Annotated in this window: 19 protein-coding genes and 1 pseudogene; 15 read left to right on the forward strand and 5 right to left on the reverse strand. The window is 61.1% G+C overall.

Annotated elements, in window-relative coordinates:
- Both M3I54_RS30900 and M3I54_RS30905 read right to left on the reverse strand, forming a co-directional pair.
- Positions 1–158, reverse strand: a pseudogene (locus M3I54_RS30900) (IS5/IS1182 family transposase); the annotation flags it as partial.
- 87 nt (positions 159–245) lie between these two features.
- On the reverse strand, positions 246–1,031 hold the full coding sequence (locus M3I54_RS30905; RefSeq protein WP_254342818.1) for a GntR family transcriptional regulator: 786 nt from the start codon (positions 1,029–1,031) through the stop codon (positions 246–248).
- A 167-nt stretch (positions 1,032–1,198) separates the two neighbouring features.
- On the opposite strand from M3I54_RS30905, the gene M3I54_RS30910 reads away from it, so the two are divergent.
- The 5 genes from M3I54_RS30910 to M3I54_RS30930 all read left to right on the forward strand — a co-directional run bounded on the left by M3I54_RS30910 (position 1,199) and on the right by M3I54_RS30930 (position 6,283).
- Complete coding sequence (locus M3I54_RS30910) at positions 1,199–1,549, forward strand: UxaA family hydrolase (RefSeq protein WP_375542244.1); 351 nt, start codon at positions 1,199–1,201, stop codon at positions 1,547–1,549.
- 50 nt (positions 1,550–1,599) lie between these two features.
- Entirely contained in the window at positions 1,600–2,775 is a 1,176-nt protein-coding gene (locus tag M3I54_RS30915; RefSeq protein WP_254342819.1) for a UxaA family hydrolase, read from the forward strand.
- A 193-nt stretch (positions 2,776–2,968) separates the two neighbouring features.
- On the forward strand, positions 2,969–4,309 hold the full coding sequence (dctA, locus tag M3I54_RS30920; RefSeq protein WP_302059208.1) for a C4-dicarboxylate transporter DctA: 1,341 nt from the start codon (positions 2,969–2,971) through the stop codon (positions 4,307–4,309).
- Positions 4,306–5,280, forward strand: coding sequence for a hydroxyacid dehydrogenase (locus M3I54_RS30925; protein WP_302059209.1), 975 nt, complete (start codon positions 4,306–4,308; stop codon positions 5,278–5,280). The genes dctA (M3I54_RS30920) and M3I54_RS30925 overlap by 4 nt, the downstream gene beginning before the upstream one ends.
- A 1-nt stretch (position 5,281) precedes the next feature.
- Positions 5,282–6,283 (forward strand): Ldh family oxidoreductase, encoded by a 1,002-nt coding sequence (locus M3I54_RS30930; protein WP_254342821.1) that lies wholly within the window; start codon positions 5,282–5,284, stop codon positions 6,281–6,283.
- Between the two features lie 25 nt (positions 6,284–6,308).
- On the opposite strand, the gene M3I54_RS30935 is transcribed toward M3I54_RS30930, so the two are convergent.
- A complete protein-coding gene (locus tag M3I54_RS30935) occupies positions 6,309–7,547 on the reverse strand; it encodes a LysR family transcriptional regulator (protein WP_254342823.1) in 1,239 nt (412 codons plus the stop codon).
- Between M3I54_RS30935 and M3I54_RS30940 the strand changes: the two genes are divergently transcribed.
- The 10 genes from M3I54_RS30940 (at position 7,489) to M3I54_RS30985 (ending at position 15,893) form a co-directional block, all read left to right on the forward strand.
- The gene (locus M3I54_RS30940) at positions 7,489–8,199 is read left to right on the forward strand and encodes a sulfite exporter TauE/SafE family protein (protein ID WP_254342825.1); all 711 of its coding nucleotides are present in this window, start codon (positions 7,489–7,491) and stop codon (positions 8,197–8,199) included. The two genes, M3I54_RS30935 and M3I54_RS30940, sit on opposite strands and share 59 nt — an antisense overlap.
- A 59-nt stretch (positions 8,200–8,258) precedes the next feature.
- Complete coding sequence (locus tag M3I54_RS30945) at positions 8,259–8,540, forward strand: UxaA family hydrolase (RefSeq protein WP_254342827.1); 282 nt, start codon at positions 8,259–8,261, stop codon at positions 8,538–8,540.
- A 166-nt stretch (positions 8,541–8,706) separates the two neighbouring features.
- The gene (dctA, locus tag M3I54_RS30950; protein ID WP_254342836.1) at positions 8,707–9,981 is read left to right on the forward strand and encodes a C4-dicarboxylate transporter DctA; all 1,275 of its coding nucleotides are present in this window, start codon (positions 8,707–8,709) and stop codon (positions 9,979–9,981) included.
- A 115-nt stretch (positions 9,982–10,096) separates the two neighbouring features.
- Positions 10,097–10,813, forward strand: a complete 717-nt coding sequence (locus M3I54_RS30955) for a 2Fe-2S iron-sulfur cluster-binding protein (RefSeq protein ID WP_254342838.1) — start codon at positions 10,097–10,099, stop codon at positions 10,811–10,813.
- Positions 10,813–11,160 carry a succinate dehydrogenase gene (locus M3I54_RS30960; protein WP_254342840.1) on the forward strand — a complete coding sequence of 116 codons (348 nt, stop codon included), beginning with the start codon at positions 10,813–10,815 and terminating at the stop codon, positions 11,158–11,160. The genes M3I54_RS30955 and M3I54_RS30960 overlap by 1 nt, the downstream gene beginning before the upstream one ends.
- Positions 11,160–11,513, forward strand: coding sequence for a succinate dehydrogenase, cytochrome b556 subunit (sdhC, locus tag M3I54_RS30965; RefSeq protein WP_254342842.1), 354 nt, complete (start codon positions 11,160–11,162; stop codon positions 11,511–11,513). Before M3I54_RS30960 ends, sdhC begins: the two co-directional genes overlap by 1 nt.
- A 67-nt stretch (positions 11,514–11,580) precedes the next feature.
- Positions 11,581–12,456 (forward strand): fumarate hydratase, encoded by an 876-nt coding sequence (locus tag M3I54_RS30970; protein ID WP_254342844.1) that lies wholly within the window; start codon positions 11,581–11,583, stop codon positions 12,454–12,456.
- Between the two features lies 1 nt (position 12,457).
- Positions 12,458–13,072, forward strand: a complete 615-nt coding sequence (locus tag M3I54_RS30975; RefSeq protein WP_254342852.1) for a fumarate hydratase C-terminal domain-containing protein — start codon at positions 12,458–12,460, stop codon at positions 13,070–13,072.
- Positions 13,069–14,799: an L-aspartate oxidase gene (locus M3I54_RS30980; protein ID WP_254342854.1), complete on the forward strand. Its 1,731-nt coding sequence runs from the start codon at positions 13,069–13,071 to the stop codon at positions 14,797–14,799. Before M3I54_RS30975 ends, M3I54_RS30980 begins: the two co-directional genes overlap by 4 nt.
- A 98-nt stretch (positions 14,800–14,897) precedes the next feature.
- Positions 14,898–15,893 carry a tripartite tricarboxylate transporter substrate binding protein gene (locus tag M3I54_RS30985; protein ID WP_254342856.1) on the forward strand — a complete coding sequence of 332 codons (996 nt, stop codon included), beginning with the start codon at positions 14,898–14,900 and terminating at the stop codon, positions 15,891–15,893.
- Positions 15,894–16,034: 141 nt separating this feature from the next.
- Here the strand turns inward: M3I54_RS30985 and M3I54_RS30990 are convergent, their stop codons facing one another.
- Positions 16,035–16,193 (reverse strand): hypothetical protein, encoded by a 159-nt coding sequence (locus M3I54_RS30990; RefSeq protein WP_254342858.1) that lies wholly within the window; start codon positions 16,191–16,193, stop codon positions 16,035–16,037.
- Positions 16,194–16,367: 174 nt separating this feature from the next.
- Positions 16,368–17,927, reverse strand: a complete 1,560-nt coding sequence (locus tag M3I54_RS30995) for a tripartite tricarboxylate transporter permease (RefSeq protein ID WP_254342860.1) — start codon at positions 17,925–17,927, stop codon at positions 16,368–16,370.

Genomic DNA, 17,927 nt, shown 5'->3' on the forward strand with positions numbered 1-17,927 from the left:
ATGTCCGCTTCGTACATCTCGGCGAACAGTCGATCCATCTTCGCCAGCGCTTCGTTCGCCATTACGCGGATCGAACGCAACGGATGCGACTTGGGGACGAAGTCGTCCAGCTTGCGCACGGAAAACAAACTCTCGGTGAAAGTGTCGGCGCCGCGCATGATCTCCAGTGGGTAAGTGGTGGTTCATCTATCAACGCTTCACGAACTCTGCGCGATGACATGTTTCAGCGGTACTTCAGCAACCTGCTAGAGCGGTTCTTCGTGTGAAGCGGAAGGACCGACGTATTCGTAGCGCGCGGTGTTCACGTGCGAGATGCGAAGCTCGACAGGTTCCTGATGATACGAGTACGCAATCCGCCGGACTTCGAGCAACGGTGTACCGGGCGCCACTTCAAGGAGCTCACTCTCGATCTCGTTGGCCGTCGCGACGCGCAGCCGTTCTTCGGTGCCGACCACGTTGATGTGGAACGCGTCCTGGTAAAAGTTGTAAAGCGTGCTGGGCCGCTCGCGCAATGCGGTTTCGGTCAGTCCCGCGAAACGCTCTTCGGCAACGGTGATGCTGTCGATCATGACTGTCTCGCCATGCAGCGCCAGGCGGTTCACGAACGAGTAGACTCGCGCGTTCGGTTCGATGCCGAGAATCGCGGCGACTTCCCGCGTCGCCTTGGCCTTCGTGAACGACACGAGGCTCACCGTGGGATAGCTCTTCTCGCCGTCCTGGCGCACGACACGGAAAAAACGGAAGAAATAGCGATCGCGCTGGTGTTGCGCGACGAACGTGCCGAGTCCCTGATGGCGCACGAGAATGTTGTCCGCCACGAGTTCGTCGATCGCCTTGCGCAGCGTCCCGATCGACACGCCAAAGCGCTCGGACAGGCGCTTCTCTGAAGGTATCGCCTCGCCGCCTTTCCATTCCTTCGCCGACAGCGCGGCGAGGATCCCGTTTTTCACTTCCTTGTATCGCGTGCCCCCGATGACGGGCGTGCTCGCCGCGCCTGCCGCGTGGGCGGCGCCGTTCTTCAGCGTGTTCATAGCGGTGTTCCCCCTTCCTTGTACTTTCCGGACTTTGACGCGATTTTACTTCATCTGGCTCATTCAACACATATAGATGATATGGTTGACATGGATGAATGAGCTGTCTATGATGCGCAGCATGGCCACGCGCCAGACCCCCCGTGAACAAAACTGGAGACACTCAGATGAGCCAGGCAGCTCAAGCAGCACAGCAGGCTGATTCAACGGCGGCCCATGCCGATCCGGCGCGCAGGACGATTCACATCGTGCTGCACGAGGCGAAGGACACGGTTGGTGTCGCGGTCGTCGAGGGCATCAAGGCGGGCACGCAACTGAACGCGTGGATCATGGACGAGGACGAAATCGTCACCGTCGCGGCGAAGCAGGACATTCCGATCGGTCACAAGGTGGCGCTCAAGGACATGGCCGTGGGCGACACCGTCTACAAATACGGCGTCGATATCGGCAAGGTCGTGGCGCCCATCAAGGCGGGTGAGCACGCTCACGTTCACAACATCAAGACGAAGCGCTGGTAAGGCGCGGGCAAGCCTGCCAGTCGAACCCCTCCCATTCAGAGAGAGACACCATGAGCGTGATTGACCAGAACACCATTTTCCGCGGCTATCGCCGCACGAACGGCCGCGTGGGCGTGCGCAACCACGTCATCATCCTGCCCGTCGACGACCTTTCGAACGCCGCCGCGCAAGCGGTCGAGCACAACATCAAGGGCACCATGGCGCTGCCGCATCCGTACGGCCGCCTCCAGTTCGGCGCGGACCTCGACCTGCATTTCCGTACGCTGATCGGCGCGGGCTGCAACCCGAACGTCGCCGGCGTGATCGTCATCGGGATCGAGGAAGGCTGGACCAAGCGCGTGGTGGACGGCATCGCGAAGTCGGGCAAGCCGGTGATGGGCTTCGGCATCGAACTGCACGGCGACCATGACACGATCATGCGCGCCTCGAAGGCCGCCAAGGAAATGGTGCAGTGGGCGACGACGCTCGAGCGCGAGGAATGCCCGATTTCCGAACTGTGGGTGTCGACCAAGTGCGGCGAGTCGGATACGACGTCGGGCTGCGGCGCGAACCCGACGGTCGGCAATGCGTTCGACAAGCTCTACGGACTCGGCACGACGCTCGTGTTCGGCGAGACCTCGGAGCTGACGGGCGGCGAGCAGATCGTCGCGGCGCGCTGCGCGAACGACCAGGTGCGCGAGCGCTTCCAGTTCATGTTCGACCGCTATCAGGACATGATCAACCGCTGGAAGACCGACGATCTCTCCGAGTCGCAGCCGACGAAGGGCAACATCGCAGGCGGCCTGACCACGATCGAGGAAAAGGCGCTCGGCAATATCCAGAAGATCGGCAAGAAGTGCCGCGTGGACGGCGTGCTCGACAAGGCCGAGGAGCCGACGCATGCGGGCCTGTGGTTCATGGACTCGTCGTCGGCGGCGGCGGAGATGGTGACGCTGTGCGCGGCCTCGGGTTTCGCCGTGCACTTTTTCCCGACGGGGCAGGGCAACGTGATCGGCAATCCGATCGTACCGGTCATCAAGATCTGCGCGAATCCGCGCACGGTGCGCACGATGAGCGAGCACGTCGACGTCGATGTGTCGGGCCTGCTGCAGCGTGAGCAGAACCTCGATCAGGCGGGCGACAAGCTGCTCGAATCGATGCTCGCAACGGCGAACGGCCGCTGGACCGCGGCGGAAACGTTGGGCCATCGCGAGTTCGTGCTCACGCGTCTGTTCGAAAGCGCCTGATCGGCGTAAGCAACGCCCCGCAAGCCCGCCCGCGCGGCGGGCTTTGCGAACGCAGTTCCGCCGCAGTTTCGTCACAGCGCGCACCGCTGCGCAAAGGGCCGTGCACGCACGGCCGCAAAACCGGACCACGGAAGTCCGCGCGCGGTGCGCGAAGCTGTTTCACCAGGCAGCAGCGAGTGGAGGAGACACCACCTTGCGCGTGCTCAGACATCTCTATGCCCAGGTCCTGTTCGGACTTGTGGCCGGTATTCTCGTCGGCTATTTCTGGCCTCACTTCGGCGTTGAAATGAAACCATTGGGCGACACGTTCATTCGCCTGATCAAGATGCTCATTACGCTGGTGATTTTCTGCACCGTGTCGCTCGGTATTGCACGGATGGAAAATCTCAAGCATGTCGGGCGAGTGGGCGTCAAAACGATCGTGTATTTCGAAGCGGTGACGACGCTTGCGCTGGTCATTGGCCTGGTGGTGGCGAACGTGCTGCATCCGGGCGAAGGACTCAATATCGACCCGGCTACGCTCGACACGCAGGCCGTGAGCCACTACGTGAGCGAAGCGCATGCCGCGGCGTCGCAAAGCATCCTCGAAGAGATCGTGCCGAACTCGGTGGTCGGTGCGTTCGCGCACGGCAACCTGTTGCAGGTGCTGCTGTTCTCGGTGCTGTTCGGCGTGGCATTGTCGATCATGTCGCGCCGCAGCCGTTTCCTGTCACGCGTGATCGAGCAGAGCGGCGAGGCGCTCATGCGTATCGTCGAGATGATCATGCGACTTGCGCCGCTCGGTGCGTTCGGCGCCATGGCGTTCACGGTGGGCAAGTACGGCATCGGCACGCTGCAGCAGCTCGGTCTGCTGATCGTGTGTTTCTATCTCACCAGCATCCTGTTCATCGTCCTGGTGCTCGGCACGATCTGCCGCTGGGCTGGCGTCGGCTTGTGGCCGCTGCTCAACTATCTGCGCGAGGAACTGCTCATCGTGCTCGGCACGTCGACCACGGAATCGGTGCTGCCGCGCCTGATGGACAAACTCGAGCGCCTGGGCTGCCCGAAGCCCATCGTCGGTCTTGTGCTGCCAACTGGCTATTCGTTCAATCTCGACGGCGCGGCCATCTATCTCACGATGACGTCGCTTTTCATCGCGCAGGCCACCAATACGCATTTGTCGCTGCTGCAACAGCTCGGCCTGCTCGCCATCCTGCTGCTGACGTCCAAGGGCGGCGCGGGCGTTGCAGGCGCGGCGCTGGTGGCGCTCACGGCCACGCTCTCCACACACAACATCATTCCTGTTGCCGGCATTACGCTGATCATCGGCATCGACCGCGTGCTCAACGAGATTCGCGCGATCGTCAACATGATCGGCAACGCGGTGGCGACGATCGTGGTCGCGCGCTGGGAGGGCGTGTTCGACGCCGAGACGGCGCGCAAGGTGCTGGCGGCGCCACGTGCCGTTCAAGGCGTGAGTGATACGGAATCCGAACTGGTCGAGAGCGTCAACGAAAGAAAGCCAGCCGCGTACGCACAGGAACGCCCGAATTGAAAACCGATCGCAAGAGAATCGTCATCAGCGAGTTCATGGACGCGTCCGCGGTGGCTTCGCTGCGGCGTCATTTCGACGTGCACGCACATGCGTCGCTCGTCGACGAACCCGACCGGCTGCGCAGTCTGCTGGCGGACGCCGACGCGCTGATCGTGCGCAACCGGACACAGGTCACCGCCGCGCTGCTGAACGACGCGCCGCGCTTGTCGGTGGTCGGGCGGCTCGGCGTCGGGCTGGACAATATCGCACTCGGCGCATGCAGGGAACGCGGCGTGCAGGTGTTTCCGGCAACGGGCGCCAACGCGGCAGCCGTGGCCGAGTATGTGATCGCCACGTCGCTGATGCTGCTGCGCGGCGCGTACCTGTCGAGCGCGGCCGTCGCACAGGGGCAGTGGCCGCGCACCGCACTCTCGAACGGGCGCGAAGCGGCGGGCGGCACGATGGCCGTGATCGGTTTTGGCGGCATCGGGCGGCTCGTCGCGCAGCTGGCGCGCGGCATCGGCATGCAGGTCGTGGGCTTCGATCCGCAGCTTCCGGCGGATGCGGCCTGCTGGCAGGAAACGGGCGCTCGAGGCATGTCGTTCGACGACGCGCTGCGCGCCGCCGACGTCGTGACCGTTCACGTGCCGCTCGTCGAGAGCACGCACCATCTGCTCGGCCCGGCGCAGCTGGAGATGCTCAAGCCGCATGCAGTCCTGATCAATACGTCGCGAGGCGGCGTGATCGACGAAAGCGCGCTGGCCGAAGCGCTGACGCAAGGCCGCCTGGGCGGCGCCGCGCTCGATGTGTTCGCCGACGAACCGCTCAAGGCGGGTTCGCCGCTTGCGGGCGTGCCCAACCTGATCCTCACGCCGCACATTGCGGGCTTGACCGTGCAGTCGAACGAGCGCGTCAGCACACTGGTCGCGTCACGCGTGATGGAGGCGTTGCTCGCGGGCGAGCATGACTCAACGAAAACGAAGGAACTCTGATATGACGCGGATATCGTCCGATGATCTTCATGACCTTGCCACGCGCACGATGCTTGCCGCGGGTGCCACGTCGCGCACGGCGGAGGCCACGGCGCGGGCGCTTGTCTACGCCGACGAGCGCGGCCTGTCTTCGCACGGCGTCGCGCGTTTGCCGATGTATGTCGCGCAGTTGCGCAACGGCCGTGTCGATGCGAAGGCAAGCCCGTCAGTGGTCGAATCGCGCAATGCAGCGGTGTTGATCGATGCTGCGGACGGCATGGCGTTTCCCGCTTGCGAACTGGCCGTTGAAACGCTCGTGCACCGCGCGCGGGAACACGGCAGTGCGGTCGCGAGCGTGAAGCGCAGCCACCACCTCGGCGCGGGCGCCTGGCATCTGGAGCCGGTCGGCGCGGCTGGCATGGTGGGGCTTGCATTCAGCAACACGCCCGCTGCGATGCCGGCGTGGGGCGGGCGGCATGCCGTGTTCGGCACCAATCCCGTGGCGGCCGTGTTTCCGCGCCGCGACGGCAAGCCGTTGATGATCGACCTGTCGTTGTCCAATGTCGCGCGCGGCAAGATCATGGTGGCCGCCCGCGAAGGCAAGCCGATCCCCGAGGGGTGGGCGACCTCGCGCGATGGCCGGCCGACGACCGATGCAAAGGCCGCGCTGGAAGGCATGATGCTCCCATTTGGCGGGGCGAAAGGGGCGATGCTCGCGCTCATGGTCGAATTGCTTGCCGCCGCCCTGGCCGGGGCGAACTTCGGCTACGAGGCGGGTTCGTTCCTGACCGAAGAGGGCGAGAAGTCGCGCGTGGGCCACCTGTTCTGGGCGATCGATCCGGGTGCGCTGACGGGCAATGCCGCCTATCTTTCGCGTGTCGAGGCGTTGATCGAAGTGATGTTGCAGGACGCCGATGTGCGGTTGCCGGGGCAACGGCGGGCCGATCTCGCAGATACCGCTGCGCGCGACGGCATCGACATTCCCGAGGCGCTGCTCAATCAGTTGCGAGCGTTGGCAGCGTGAGCGCGTGCGGCGATCGCCAGAGGTGTCAGGCCGCTGTGAAGTAACTTTTGATCGCATCGGTGAATGCCGTACGGCTGTGCCTGGCGCGTTCGAGCAAGCCAACGTGGCGCCGCACGTCGACGCCATCGAGCGACATGACGCGGATTGCGCGATCGTTGTCGAAATCGACATTCGCGAGTTTCGGAACGACCGAAATACCGAAGCCCTGACGCACCAGGGCGACGATCGCCTCGACGGAGTTCAGTTCCATCGCCTCGTTGACTTCGACCTCGCATTGATCGAGCACATTCTGCACGAGGTGTCCGGTCCATGTGCTGCGGTCGAAGCGCATGAACGGCGCATTGCGGAGGATGTCATCCTGCTGCGGCGGCAAATCGAAGTGCGGGGCGCTTGGCATGATGAGAATCATCGGTTCCGAATACAGAGGTGTCCAAAGGAGTGTGGACGCCAGAGGATGCGGAGACTGCGTGACGACCGCCGCATCGAGTTCGCCGACTTCGACCTGGTGCGCGAAATCGCTGGACATGCCTGCGAGCAGATGCACATCGAGGCGAGGATGGTGTTGACGTATTGACCATAAGGCATCCGCGAACGCGCCCATCAGCGCGGAGACGAGTGCGCCGATCACGACCGTCCCCGACATTTCGTCGCCACCGGCGGCGACCTCGAGGAGCTCGTAGCGGCGGACGATTTCTTCGATCTCGGGAATGAGTGCGCGGCCAACCGGATTCAGCACGGCAGCGCGCGCGTTGCGGTCAAAAAGCTGAACATTGAGATCGCTTTCGAGCGCGCGAATCTGCAGGCCGATGGCCGCAGCGGTGAGGCCAACCTTGTTGCCGGCGGCCGCAAAGGTGCCACATCGCGCGACGGAGAGAAATATTTTGAGGGTGCGAATGGATGGCATTGCTCGCGCTTCGCGGAGAAGACATGCTCGCTTCGATCCCCGAAATTTTACGCAACCTAAAGTATTTCCTGGTCTCAGGAAAACCATTACTGCGTTTATCTTTAGCAAGCCGCAAGCGACAATGGACGCAGCAGCGCGGCCAAAATTTCTGGGGCGGTGCAGCTCATGTATCGCCCGCATGCCCCCACAACGCTGAAAGTCGCTCCGGGACTCTTCATCAATGACAGCCTGGTTTAATGCGCAAATCGCCGCCTGCGCCATCGGAATCGGTGTCAGTTCGATCGCGGTGGCAGGAGGTGTCGTGGCGATCGCGTATCTGGTGTACGGGCTGACGGGCTTTGGTTCGTCGATCGTTGCCATACCATTGCTCACGCAACTGGTTCCCCTGCGCACGGCAACCCCCGTGATGCTGGTGCTCGATCTCGTCGCCGGAATGCTCGTGGGCATGCGCAACCTTCAGTTTGTTCAGACACAGGAACTCAAAAGGCTCGGGCCATGGTTGTGCATCGGGCTTCTGCTGGGCGTGAGCGTACTGGTTTGCGTGCCGGAAAAGCCGCTCGAACTCATTCTTGGCGTGTGCCTTTTGACCTACTCGCTCTGGAAGGTCACGTCCCGCGGCGAATTTCGTGAGATTGGCGGACGCTGGGCGGTGCCATTGGGCTTCTTTGGCGGATGCCTCACAGCAGTATTCGGTACCGGCGGCCCGGTCTACACGATTTATCTGGCCGGTCGTCTGCGCGATCCCGACCAGCGGCGCGCAACGATCAGCACACTCACTACCGCCACGGCGGTCGCCCGGCTCGGACTCTTCGCCGTTTCCGGGCTCTATAAAAACCCTGCTGTTCTGCCGCTCGCGAGCTTTCTGTTGCCTTGTGGCGCAGTGGGATTGTTCGCGGGCGCGAGGCTACGCAGCGCCATTTCGGCGTCACGCGTCCTCACGCTTCTCTGGATCGTTCTTATCGTCGCAGCTGTCAATTTGATCATTCGTTCCTTACCCGCTTTGTTCGGCTAGGCCGCTTCCTTGCCAATGCCGGCCCACACATCCGATTCAACTTGAACAAGGAGTAGACGATGATTCACGCGGTGTTGCATGAGTGCGAAGACACGGTTGGCGTCGCCGTGGTTGAGGGTATCAAGGCGGGCCTGGCGTTGAATGCCTGGATCATGGATGACGACAAGGTCGTCGCGATCGTCGCTCAGCAGGACATTCCGATCGGACACAAGGTCGCGCTCAAGGACATGGCCGTGGGCGACACCGTCTACAAATACGGCGTCGATATCGGCAAGGTCGTGGCGCCCATCAAGGCGGGCGAGCACGCTCACGTTCACAACATCAAGACGAAGCGCTGGTAAAACGGCAATCAACATTGAATGCTTGAGACGGCCTGGAAATATTCGCCCGGTAGAGGCGATCTTCAGGTCGTTGCCACAACTGGTCAGAGTGACCGGTCTGCGCGGCCCGGCATCTTTCTCGCCAACGTCGCGTGCACGCGGCGTGGGGCGAGATCAAGGAGACACCATGTTGCGTCGTTTTTGCAGGCATATCTACATCCAGGTCCTGATCGCCATCCTGATCGGGATCGCCGTCGGACACTTCTTCCCGACGTTTGCCCAGTCCCTGAAGCCGTTATCGGATGCGTTCATTCGTCTGATCAAGATGATTACGCCGCCGTTGATCTTCACCACGATCGTATGCGGCGCGTCGCAGATCGGCGAAATGCGCACGCTGGGCCGGATCGCGGGCAAGACCATTATCTATTTCGAGGTGGTGACCACGCTGGCCTTGCTCATCGGCATGTTGATGGTGAACCTGATCGGGCCGGGTGTCGGCATGAATATCGAGCCTGGCACAGCCGATGTGCATGTGCTGGCGCAATATCAAACGGAAGTGCATCACGGCGGCGGCCTCACGGGATTTTTCCTCAACATCATTCCTTCGAGTTTCCTGAGTCCCTTTGCTTCGGGCGACATGCTTCAGATCGTCGTGATTGCCTGCTTGTTCGCGGTGGGATTGTCCTATATCGGCGAGAAGGGGCAGCCGGTCTTGGCGTTCTTCGAAGCAGTGTCGGAGGTGCTCTTCAAGATTGTCGGCTTCATCATGAAGCTCGCACCGCTCGGCGCATTGGGGGCGATGGGCTTTGCAGTCGGGAAATATGGACTGTCGGCGTTGAATTCGCTCGGCATGCTGCTCATCACGATCTATGTCGCAACGATCTTTTTCCTCGTGGTCGTGCTAGGCACCATCTGCCGGATGAGCGGTTTCAGTTTGCTTCGGTTGCTCAATTATTTGAAGGGAGAGATTCTGCTCGTGCTTGCCACGACGTCGTCTGAATCCGTGTTCCCGCAGTTGATCCGCAAGCTCGAAGGCATGGGGTGCCCCAAACAGGTCGTCGGTATCGTGATGCCAATGGGCTATTCATTCAACCTCGACGGGACCTGCGTGGCGCAGGTGATTTGCGCGATGTTCATCGCTCAGGCCTATAACGTACAGCTTTCATGGGGAGATCAGATCGGGCTGATGGTCCTCTCGATGATCAGCTCGAAAGGCGCAGCCGGTGTATCGGGCGCAGGTTTCGTTACGCTGCTCGCGACGCTCACGGCATTCAAGCAGATTCCCATTGAAGGCGCGGCCCTCATTCTCGGCGTGGACCGCTTCATTTCCGAAGTGCGGGCCGTCACCAACATGATCGGGAACGCCGTTGCCACGCTCGTGGTGTCCGGACTCGAAAAGGAACGCGACAACGCGCAAATGGCCACCGTGCTGAAGCTGCGGCGCGTGCGCGGCGAGGTATAGGAAACCTTTAGCTGAACGCCAGAATTATTCGATTTTTCTTGACGATGAATTGCTGAACAATCGATGTACGAAATCCGTTCAATCGTACTGCGTCAGCAGCTATTCGAGAGGCATCGTGAATACCGACAAACTTCGAGTCAGAGTCTGGAGAAGTGTTACGCGTGGGCTCGTCACTTACGACGTCCCGCGTTACGAAAGTCAAACGGTCCTGGACGTCGTGACGTTCATCCAGCGGCAACTGCAGCCCGACCTCGCATACCGGTTCGCGTGCCGCGTGGGCATGTGCGGATCCTGTGCGATGAACGTCAACGGCAAGGCGTGCTGGACCTGCCGCACGCACGTGTCGAAAGTCGCGGTGAACGACGAACTGGAGATCGCGCCGCTCTCCAATCTGCCCGTCATCAAGGACCTCGTGACCGACATGAGCGACTTCTTCGACAAGTGGAGCCGGGCCAAGGGGCAGTTTTCGGGTAGCCGCTCGCGCCACGACGATTTCGCGAGAGTGAGTCCCGAGAGCGCGCAACGAAAGGCGGCGGACGCCGGGATCGAGTGCATAGGTTGTGGCGTGTGCTATTCGTCCTGCGACGTCGTGACGTGGCGCCCGGATTATCTGGGGCCCGCCGCGCTGAACCGTGCGTGGACGCTCGTCAACGACGAACGCGACACGCAAACGCTCGAACGTCTGCGCGCCGTCGCTGGCGACGCGGGCTGTCACTCGTGTCATACCCAGGCCACGTGTACGGAGCGTTGCCCCAAGCAGCTCTCGCCGACAGCGGGCATTGCCGGCCTCAAGCGGATGACGATGAAGGCCGCGCGCGAAGGAGACCTGTAATGCAAGGCCTATCTCTTCGCACTCAGGCTCGTCTTTGGTACTGGCAGCGCATGAGTGCGACTGTGCTCGCGCTCTGCGTGTTTGTTCATCTCGGCGTCATCATCTACGCTGTTCATAGCGGCTTGAGCGCATCGGCCATTCTCGGTCGCACTCGTGGAAATCTGTGGTTTGGCGCCTTCTATACGGTATTCGTGATGGCGTGCACGATCCATGTGCCTATCGGTCTACTCAGAATAGCGGAGGAGTGGCTGCACTGGCGCGGAAAGCCTGCACAGGCCGCCTGTTGCGCATTTTCCGCTGGCCTCGCGCTGATGGGTTTGCGGGCCGTTTATGGAGTCGTCTCGTGATGCGAAAGAACGACTATCGCGCCCGCACGCATCCCGCCTGGTGGGCCTTTCTGGTGCATCGTCTTTCCGGTCTGGCGCTGGCCTTGTTCCTGCCGGTTCACTTCTGGGCACTCGGCCATGCCATAACGGGAGAGGCTTCTCTCGCCGGTTTTCTTCGTGTGACTGACCAGCCACTGTTCAAGTTTGGCGAATGGGGACTCGTGGTTCTGCTCTCGCTTCACATGATGGGAGGGATTCGCCTTTTGCTGATTGAGTTTCTGCCGTGGACCGGCTTGAGAAAAAACTGGCTCGCCTTCGGCTTGGGTGCCAGCACCTGTACGGGCCTCGCGTTCCTGCTCGCGCTCATGCATTAGCCCCGTATCGAGAATCCACGCTGCGCGACAGCCCCACAATTTTTTTACCAATCCGGAAGAGACGGCCATGAAACTTGATCTCGACGTCGTCGAAGAAGCCTCGAAGGAACTGTATATCCGCGCCCTCAAGTTGCTGCCGCCCGACGTGAAAGATGGCATCGAAAGGCTTTCCGCCAGCGAAACGTCGCCGGTCGCGCAGCGGGTTCTCGAAACGATGCGGACCAATATCCGTGTCGCCGAGGATACGGAGAACCTGCTTTGCCAGGATACGGGCATCCCGATTTACAACGTCGCGCTTGGCCGGAATGTCGAGTTCGACGGATTCGAATTGAAGGCGGCTATTCGCAAAGGATGCGAGCGCGCCACGAGGGAGCACCCGCTGCGTTCGTCGGTCGTGCATCCGCTCACGCGCAAGAACAATCACACGTCGTGCGGCATCGAGGTTCCCGTCATTCACGTCGACTTCACGGACGAGAACGAGACCGCAACCATCGAGATGGTGCCGAAAGGCAGCGGCTCGGAGAACAATTCTTTCCTGAAGATGGCCGTGCCTGCCGAGGGTATCGATGCGATCAAAATGTTTGTCGTCGACTGTGTGATCTCGGCAGGCGGCAAGACGTGTCCGCCGACGATCGTGGGCGTGGGCCTTGGCGGCACGTCCGATCTTTCCATTGCGCTAGCCAAGCGTGCCGCGACGCGCGCGCTGGGCACCGCCTGCGCTGACCCAGCGGGCGCCGCACTCGAACGCGAACTGACGGAGGCGGTGAACCGTCTCGGTGTCGGCCCGCAGGGTCTCGGGGGCGATAGCACGGCGTTCGCGGTGCATATCGAACTGGCGTCGACGCACATCACGATGAATCCCATTGCGGTCAACATGCAGTGTCACTCGGCGCGGCGCGCGAAGGCGCGGCTTACCACAGACGGTCTCACTTACGGATTCTGAAATGGCTCACTACGACCTCCATACGCCTGTCGACGAGTCGCAGATCCGCAAGCTGCGGGCGAACGATACGGTGACGTTGCATCAGACGCTTTTCGGTATCCGCGATGCAACGCAGATTCATCTGTTCGACAAGGGGCGCACGACGGAATTCGACCTTCGCGGGCACGCGGTCATTCACACTGCGCCCAACGTGCGCAAGGTGGCGCCAAGCGACGCATTCCCGGCGGGATATCAACCGGTCTGCATTGGCACGACCACGTCGGACCGCATGGAACGCTTCACGCGCCCGCTGATGGAGCAGTATGGCGTGCGCATGATCGTTGGCAAAGGCGGCTTGCGCGAAGGATCGAAGTCGGCGTTCCAGGATCTGGGCGGCGTCTACCTGGCCATTATCGGCGGCACGGCAGCGCTCGAAACGACATGGATCGAGAAGATCGAAGCCGTTGATCTGGATGACCTCAATCCGGAGTCACTCTGGAAATTCCGGATCAAGGGCTTCGGTCCGCTGCTCGTGGCCATGGATAGCCACGGCGGCAGCCTGTACGACGAAGTCAAGGGCAACACCGCCTCGAGACGGGCCGAAGTTCTTGAAAGCTTGGGAGTCCAGATAAAATGAATATCGAGCGCGTCAAGACGGATATCCTGATTCTTGGATCGGGCGGCGCCGGTCTATTTGCCGCGCTTCACGCGCACAAGCAGGCGCCTGACCTATCGATCACGGTTGCAGTGAAAGGGCTGCTCGGAAAATGCGGCTGTACACGTATGGTGCAGGGCGGCTATAACGTCGCGCTGGCCCCCGGCGATTCGGTCGAGCGTCACTTCATGGACACGATTGAAGGAAGCAAATGGTTGTCCAACCAGGATCTCGCCTGGGCGTTGGTGAGCACGGCGGTCGAGCGCGTGCGCGAGCTCGAGAACGAGCTTGGCTGCTTTTTCGACCGTAACCCGGACGGGTCGATTCACCAGAAAGCGTTCGCGGGTCAGACGTTCGACAGAACGGTCCACAAAGGCGACCTGACCGGAATCGAGATCATCAACCGGTTGGCCGAACAGGTGTGGAGCCGCGGTATCCACCGCCTGGAGGAGCACCGGGCCATCGAGCTGATCAAGACCCGCGACGGCAAGCATGTTGCGGGCGTGTTGATGATCGACATGCGCACTGGCAGGTTCGTATTCGTGCAGGCAAGGGCGGTACTGCTCGCCACGGGCGGGGGTCCGACGATGTACAAGTTCCATACGCCGTCCGGGGACAAGAGCTGCGACGGACTCGCAATGGCGCTGCGCGCGGGCCTCACGCTCCGCGATATGGAAATGGTGCAGTTTCATCCTACGGGTCTGCTTGCCGGCAGTCACACGCGGATGACCGGAACGGTGCTCGAAGAAGGACTCCGCGGTGCAGGGGGGTACTTGTTGAACGGCTCGAAAGAGCGCTTCATGGATCACTATGACAAGCGCGGCGAACGCGCCACGCGCGACATCGTTTCGCGCGGCATCTATTCTGAAATGCGTGCGGGGCGGACCTCGCCCAATGGTGGGGTGTACATCCAGATGAGCCACCTTGGCCCGGACAAGGTGCGCAAGCAGTTCAAGGGCATGGTGGAACGTTGCGCGGACTGCGGGTTCGATCTTGCGGGCGGCCTCGTCGAAGTGGTGCCGACCGCGCATTACATGATGGGCGGCGTGACGTTCCACACCGACTGCAGCACCGAGCTGGGTGGCCTTTTCGCCGCGGGAGAAGACACGGGTGGCGTGCACGGAGCGAACCGGCTGGGTGGCAACGGTGTGGCGAATTCCACTGTGTTCGGTGGCATCGCGGGCGACAACATGGCGAGGTGGGTAAAAGCGCAGGGCCAGTTTCACGAACCCGATTCGCTTGCCATCGAAGGCGCCATCAAGGAGGCCGAAGCCCCCTTCACCAAAAACGGAAAAGGGCTCGAGAGCATTCGGGAGTCGCTCTACGAATGCATGTGGACGCATGTCGGCATCATTCGCGATCGCGACGGGCTCTTGCGGGCACGCACGGTCCTGGGCGAACTTCATGAACGATTGATGCTCACTGGCGTCGTGGATGGCGATCGCGCATTCAACGCGCAGTGGCACGACTGGCTGAACCTGAAGAATCTGATTTCAGTTAGCCAGATCATCACCGAGGCAGCCATATCCCGTGAGAATTCGCGGGGCGCTCATTTCCGTGAAGATTATCCGGAGGCCGGCGATCTGGTGATGTCCGCTTACACGACGATTCGCAAGAGTGGAGGAGAGGTCGAGATCAAACAGGAGCCTGTGACATTTAGCCGGGTACGGCCGGGAGAAACGATTCTTTGCGAGCAGATGGCGCAATGAGCGGTGCCGCGTGGCAAGCGCATTTGCGAAAACTGCTTCGCTGTCCACCTTGAATCGAGCCACGGCCGGTCCACACTATTTCAAACGGAGACAACGCAATGCCCCCCAATTTCGTTCGCACGCTTCGGCGCGGGCTCGTGCTCGCTGCCGCAATTTCCGCTGTCCTGCAAGCGCAGTCGGGCGCTCATGCAGAAGACGCGTGGCCTTCCCAGCCGATCCGGATCATCGTCCCCTTCTCTGCCGGCGGTTCGACTGATGTGCTGGCGCGTACGATCGGCCAGGGATTGGGGACGCTATGGAAGCAGTCCGTGGTGATCGACAATCGCCCCGGCGCGGGTGGCATGATCGCTGCGCAAGTCGAAGCGAAGTCTCCGCCTGACGGTTACACATTGATGCTGGCGTCGGGGAGCATGTTCACCGTCAATCAGTACATCTACAAAAAACTCCCGTACACGGGCAAGGACTTCAGCTATATCACGACGGTTGCGAGTAATCCGATGGTCGTTGCCATTGCGCCCTCGCTGCCCATTTCGAATGTAAAAGAGCTGATCGCGTACGGGAAAACGCAACATCCCAAGCTGAACTTTGGTTCGGCCGGCATCGGGAGTCAAGTTCACATGGCCGACGAAGCGTTCTCGGGCGCGGCGGGCATTCCGATGGTTCACGTGCCCTATAAGGGCGAGGTGCTTGCGCTGAATGATCTGATGGCGGACCGCGTGCAGGTCGTGTTGCCCAACATCGCCGCGGCCATGCCCTTCATGAAGGGCAAGACGATCAAGGTGCTCGCCGTGACCGGCGACCACCGTTCGGCTGCTTGGCCCGATATTCCGACCGTGAGCGAAGCCGGGTTGCCCGGTTTCAATGTGACCGGCTGGTTCGCACTCGTGGCGCCGGCCGGCACGCCTGCCAACGTCATCAACAAGATTCAGCAAGATACCGTAAAGGTGCTGTCACAGCCCGATACTCGCCAACACCTGGCCGTGCTCGGTATGGACCCGGTAGGCGACACGCCTCAACAACTTCAGGCCAGGATCGCCACGGAATCGGCGAAATGGCAAAAGGTCGTCAGCTCGAGCCATATCAGTGCAAATTGAACTGCATCGCCATGCTGGACGGATCTTCTGATCGCTGATTTTCGTTGTTCTCAAGTCCGCCGGATGCGATGTCCTGGCGGGCTTTTCATTTTGTCGGCTGATTCTCGGCCCCGTATCGCAAGCGCGGCGGCCGAGCCGAGGTCAGGACTGAATCGAGCGACGATTGACGGCCGCTTTCAGATCGCTGATGTCGTCGTGCAACTCGAGCATCCACCGTGCGGCAGCGGCGAACTGGCGTTGAATTCGTTGGAAGGTATCAGGGGAAGTGCGGGCGGGCGAGGAGGGGGTATTCACGTTCAATCGGGTTTTCGGTTAGGTAGTAACCCGTATTGTACTGGCGTTGCGACGAGCACGTGATCGCACACTACCGATGCTATGGCCTGCTTACACCAGATTCCTGGGCCGCTTTACGCTAACCGGATCGACGGTACCGCCCGGGCAGTTTGCAGCCGGGCGGTCTTTTTACTGCCCCGTTTAATCGCTGCTTGCCCGAGGCATTTCGGCTCGCGTTCCACCCTGGCGTACGCGTTCTGTCTTGCTCGCGCGGCGGCGGTTTCGTTGGGCCGATAGCGTGACCATCACGACGAGCAACAGCGATGCAATGAGGAATCCGCAACTGATGGGCCGATCGACGAAAATGGACATATTCCCGTGCGAAATGAGCAGCGCGCGGCGAAAGTTCTCCTCGATCATCGGTCCGAGGACGAAGCCAAGCAGGATAGGCGCGACTGAGAATCCAAGGTAGTTGAACACGGTGCCGATCAAGCCGAACGCCAGAACTTGCCACACCTCGAAAAGGCTGTTCTGGGTGCTGAACACGCCAACGGCAATAAAGAACATCGCGGAGGGAAAGAGATATCGGTAGGGCAGTCTGAGCAATTTGACCCACACGCCGATCATCGGCACATTGAGCAGAACGAGAAGAATATTACCGATCCAGAAGCTTGCAATGAGTCCCCAGAAAATATCGGGGTGTTCGGAGATCAACTGCGGGCCAGGCGTAATGCCCTGAATAATGAGTGCGCCGAGAATCAGCGCCATCACCGGATCGCCGGGTATGCCGAGGCTCATCGTCGGAATGAAATCGACCTGCGTTTTCGAGTGCGACGACGCTTCGGGCGCCGCGATGCCGGCAATCACGCCGGTGCCGAACGCCTGGGGATTCTTCGAGAGCTTGCGCTCCAGCGCATAGGCCACGAACGTCGTGATCGTCGGGCCGGTTCCCGGCATGGCGCCGAACAGCGCGCCCACGGCCGTCCCACGTGTCATGGGCCAGAAGGTGGCTTTGAGTTCCTCACGCGTGGGGCGCATATCCTTGAAGCGCACGCTGAGCGACTTGCTCGATACCTGCATTCGGTTGACGTTGCACAGGAAATCGGCCACGCCAAAGAGCCCCATGGCGATCGCAACCAGTTCGAGCCCATCGTTCATGTCGGTCAGGCCAAACGTGAAACGGAACGTGCCCGTATTGACATCCGTGCCGACCATGCCGCAAAGCAAGCCGAAAAGCGTCATGGCGATGCCTTTGAGCGCGGAGCCTCTCGACATCATCGAGCCCGCGAGGAGACCCAGCAACATGACGGAGAAGATCTCCGAGGGGCCGAACTTGAATGCCATTGCCGTGAGCAATGGAGAAGCAAAAATCATCAGGATGATGCCGGTCGACGCCGCAAAGAACGAACTCAACATCGTGATGCCAAGCGCCGCGCCGCCTCTGCCGGCCTTTGCCATGGGATACCCGTCCAGGCACGTAATCGCATGCGGAGGGTGAGAAGGAAGATTGAGCAGAATGGCGCCGATCGCGCCGCCATACTGGGATCCGTAGAAGATACCGGCGAGCATCAGGATCGCCGGTACTGGGTGCATGACATAGGTCAGCGGCAACAGGATCGAGATTGCCGACAGCGCGCCCATGCCCGGCAGCACGCCCACCATGTTGCCCACGAGGACGCCAAAGAACGACCACATCAAGTTGGTGCCTTGAAGCGCAACCGAGAAGCCGTAAAAGAGGTCGTGCAAGGATTGTTCGATCAT

This window comes from Paraburkholderia sp. CNPSo 3274 (genome assembly GCF_024206475.1).
Taxonomy (GTDB): domain Bacteria; phylum Pseudomonadota; class Gammaproteobacteria; order Burkholderiales; family Burkholderiaceae; genus Paraburkholderia.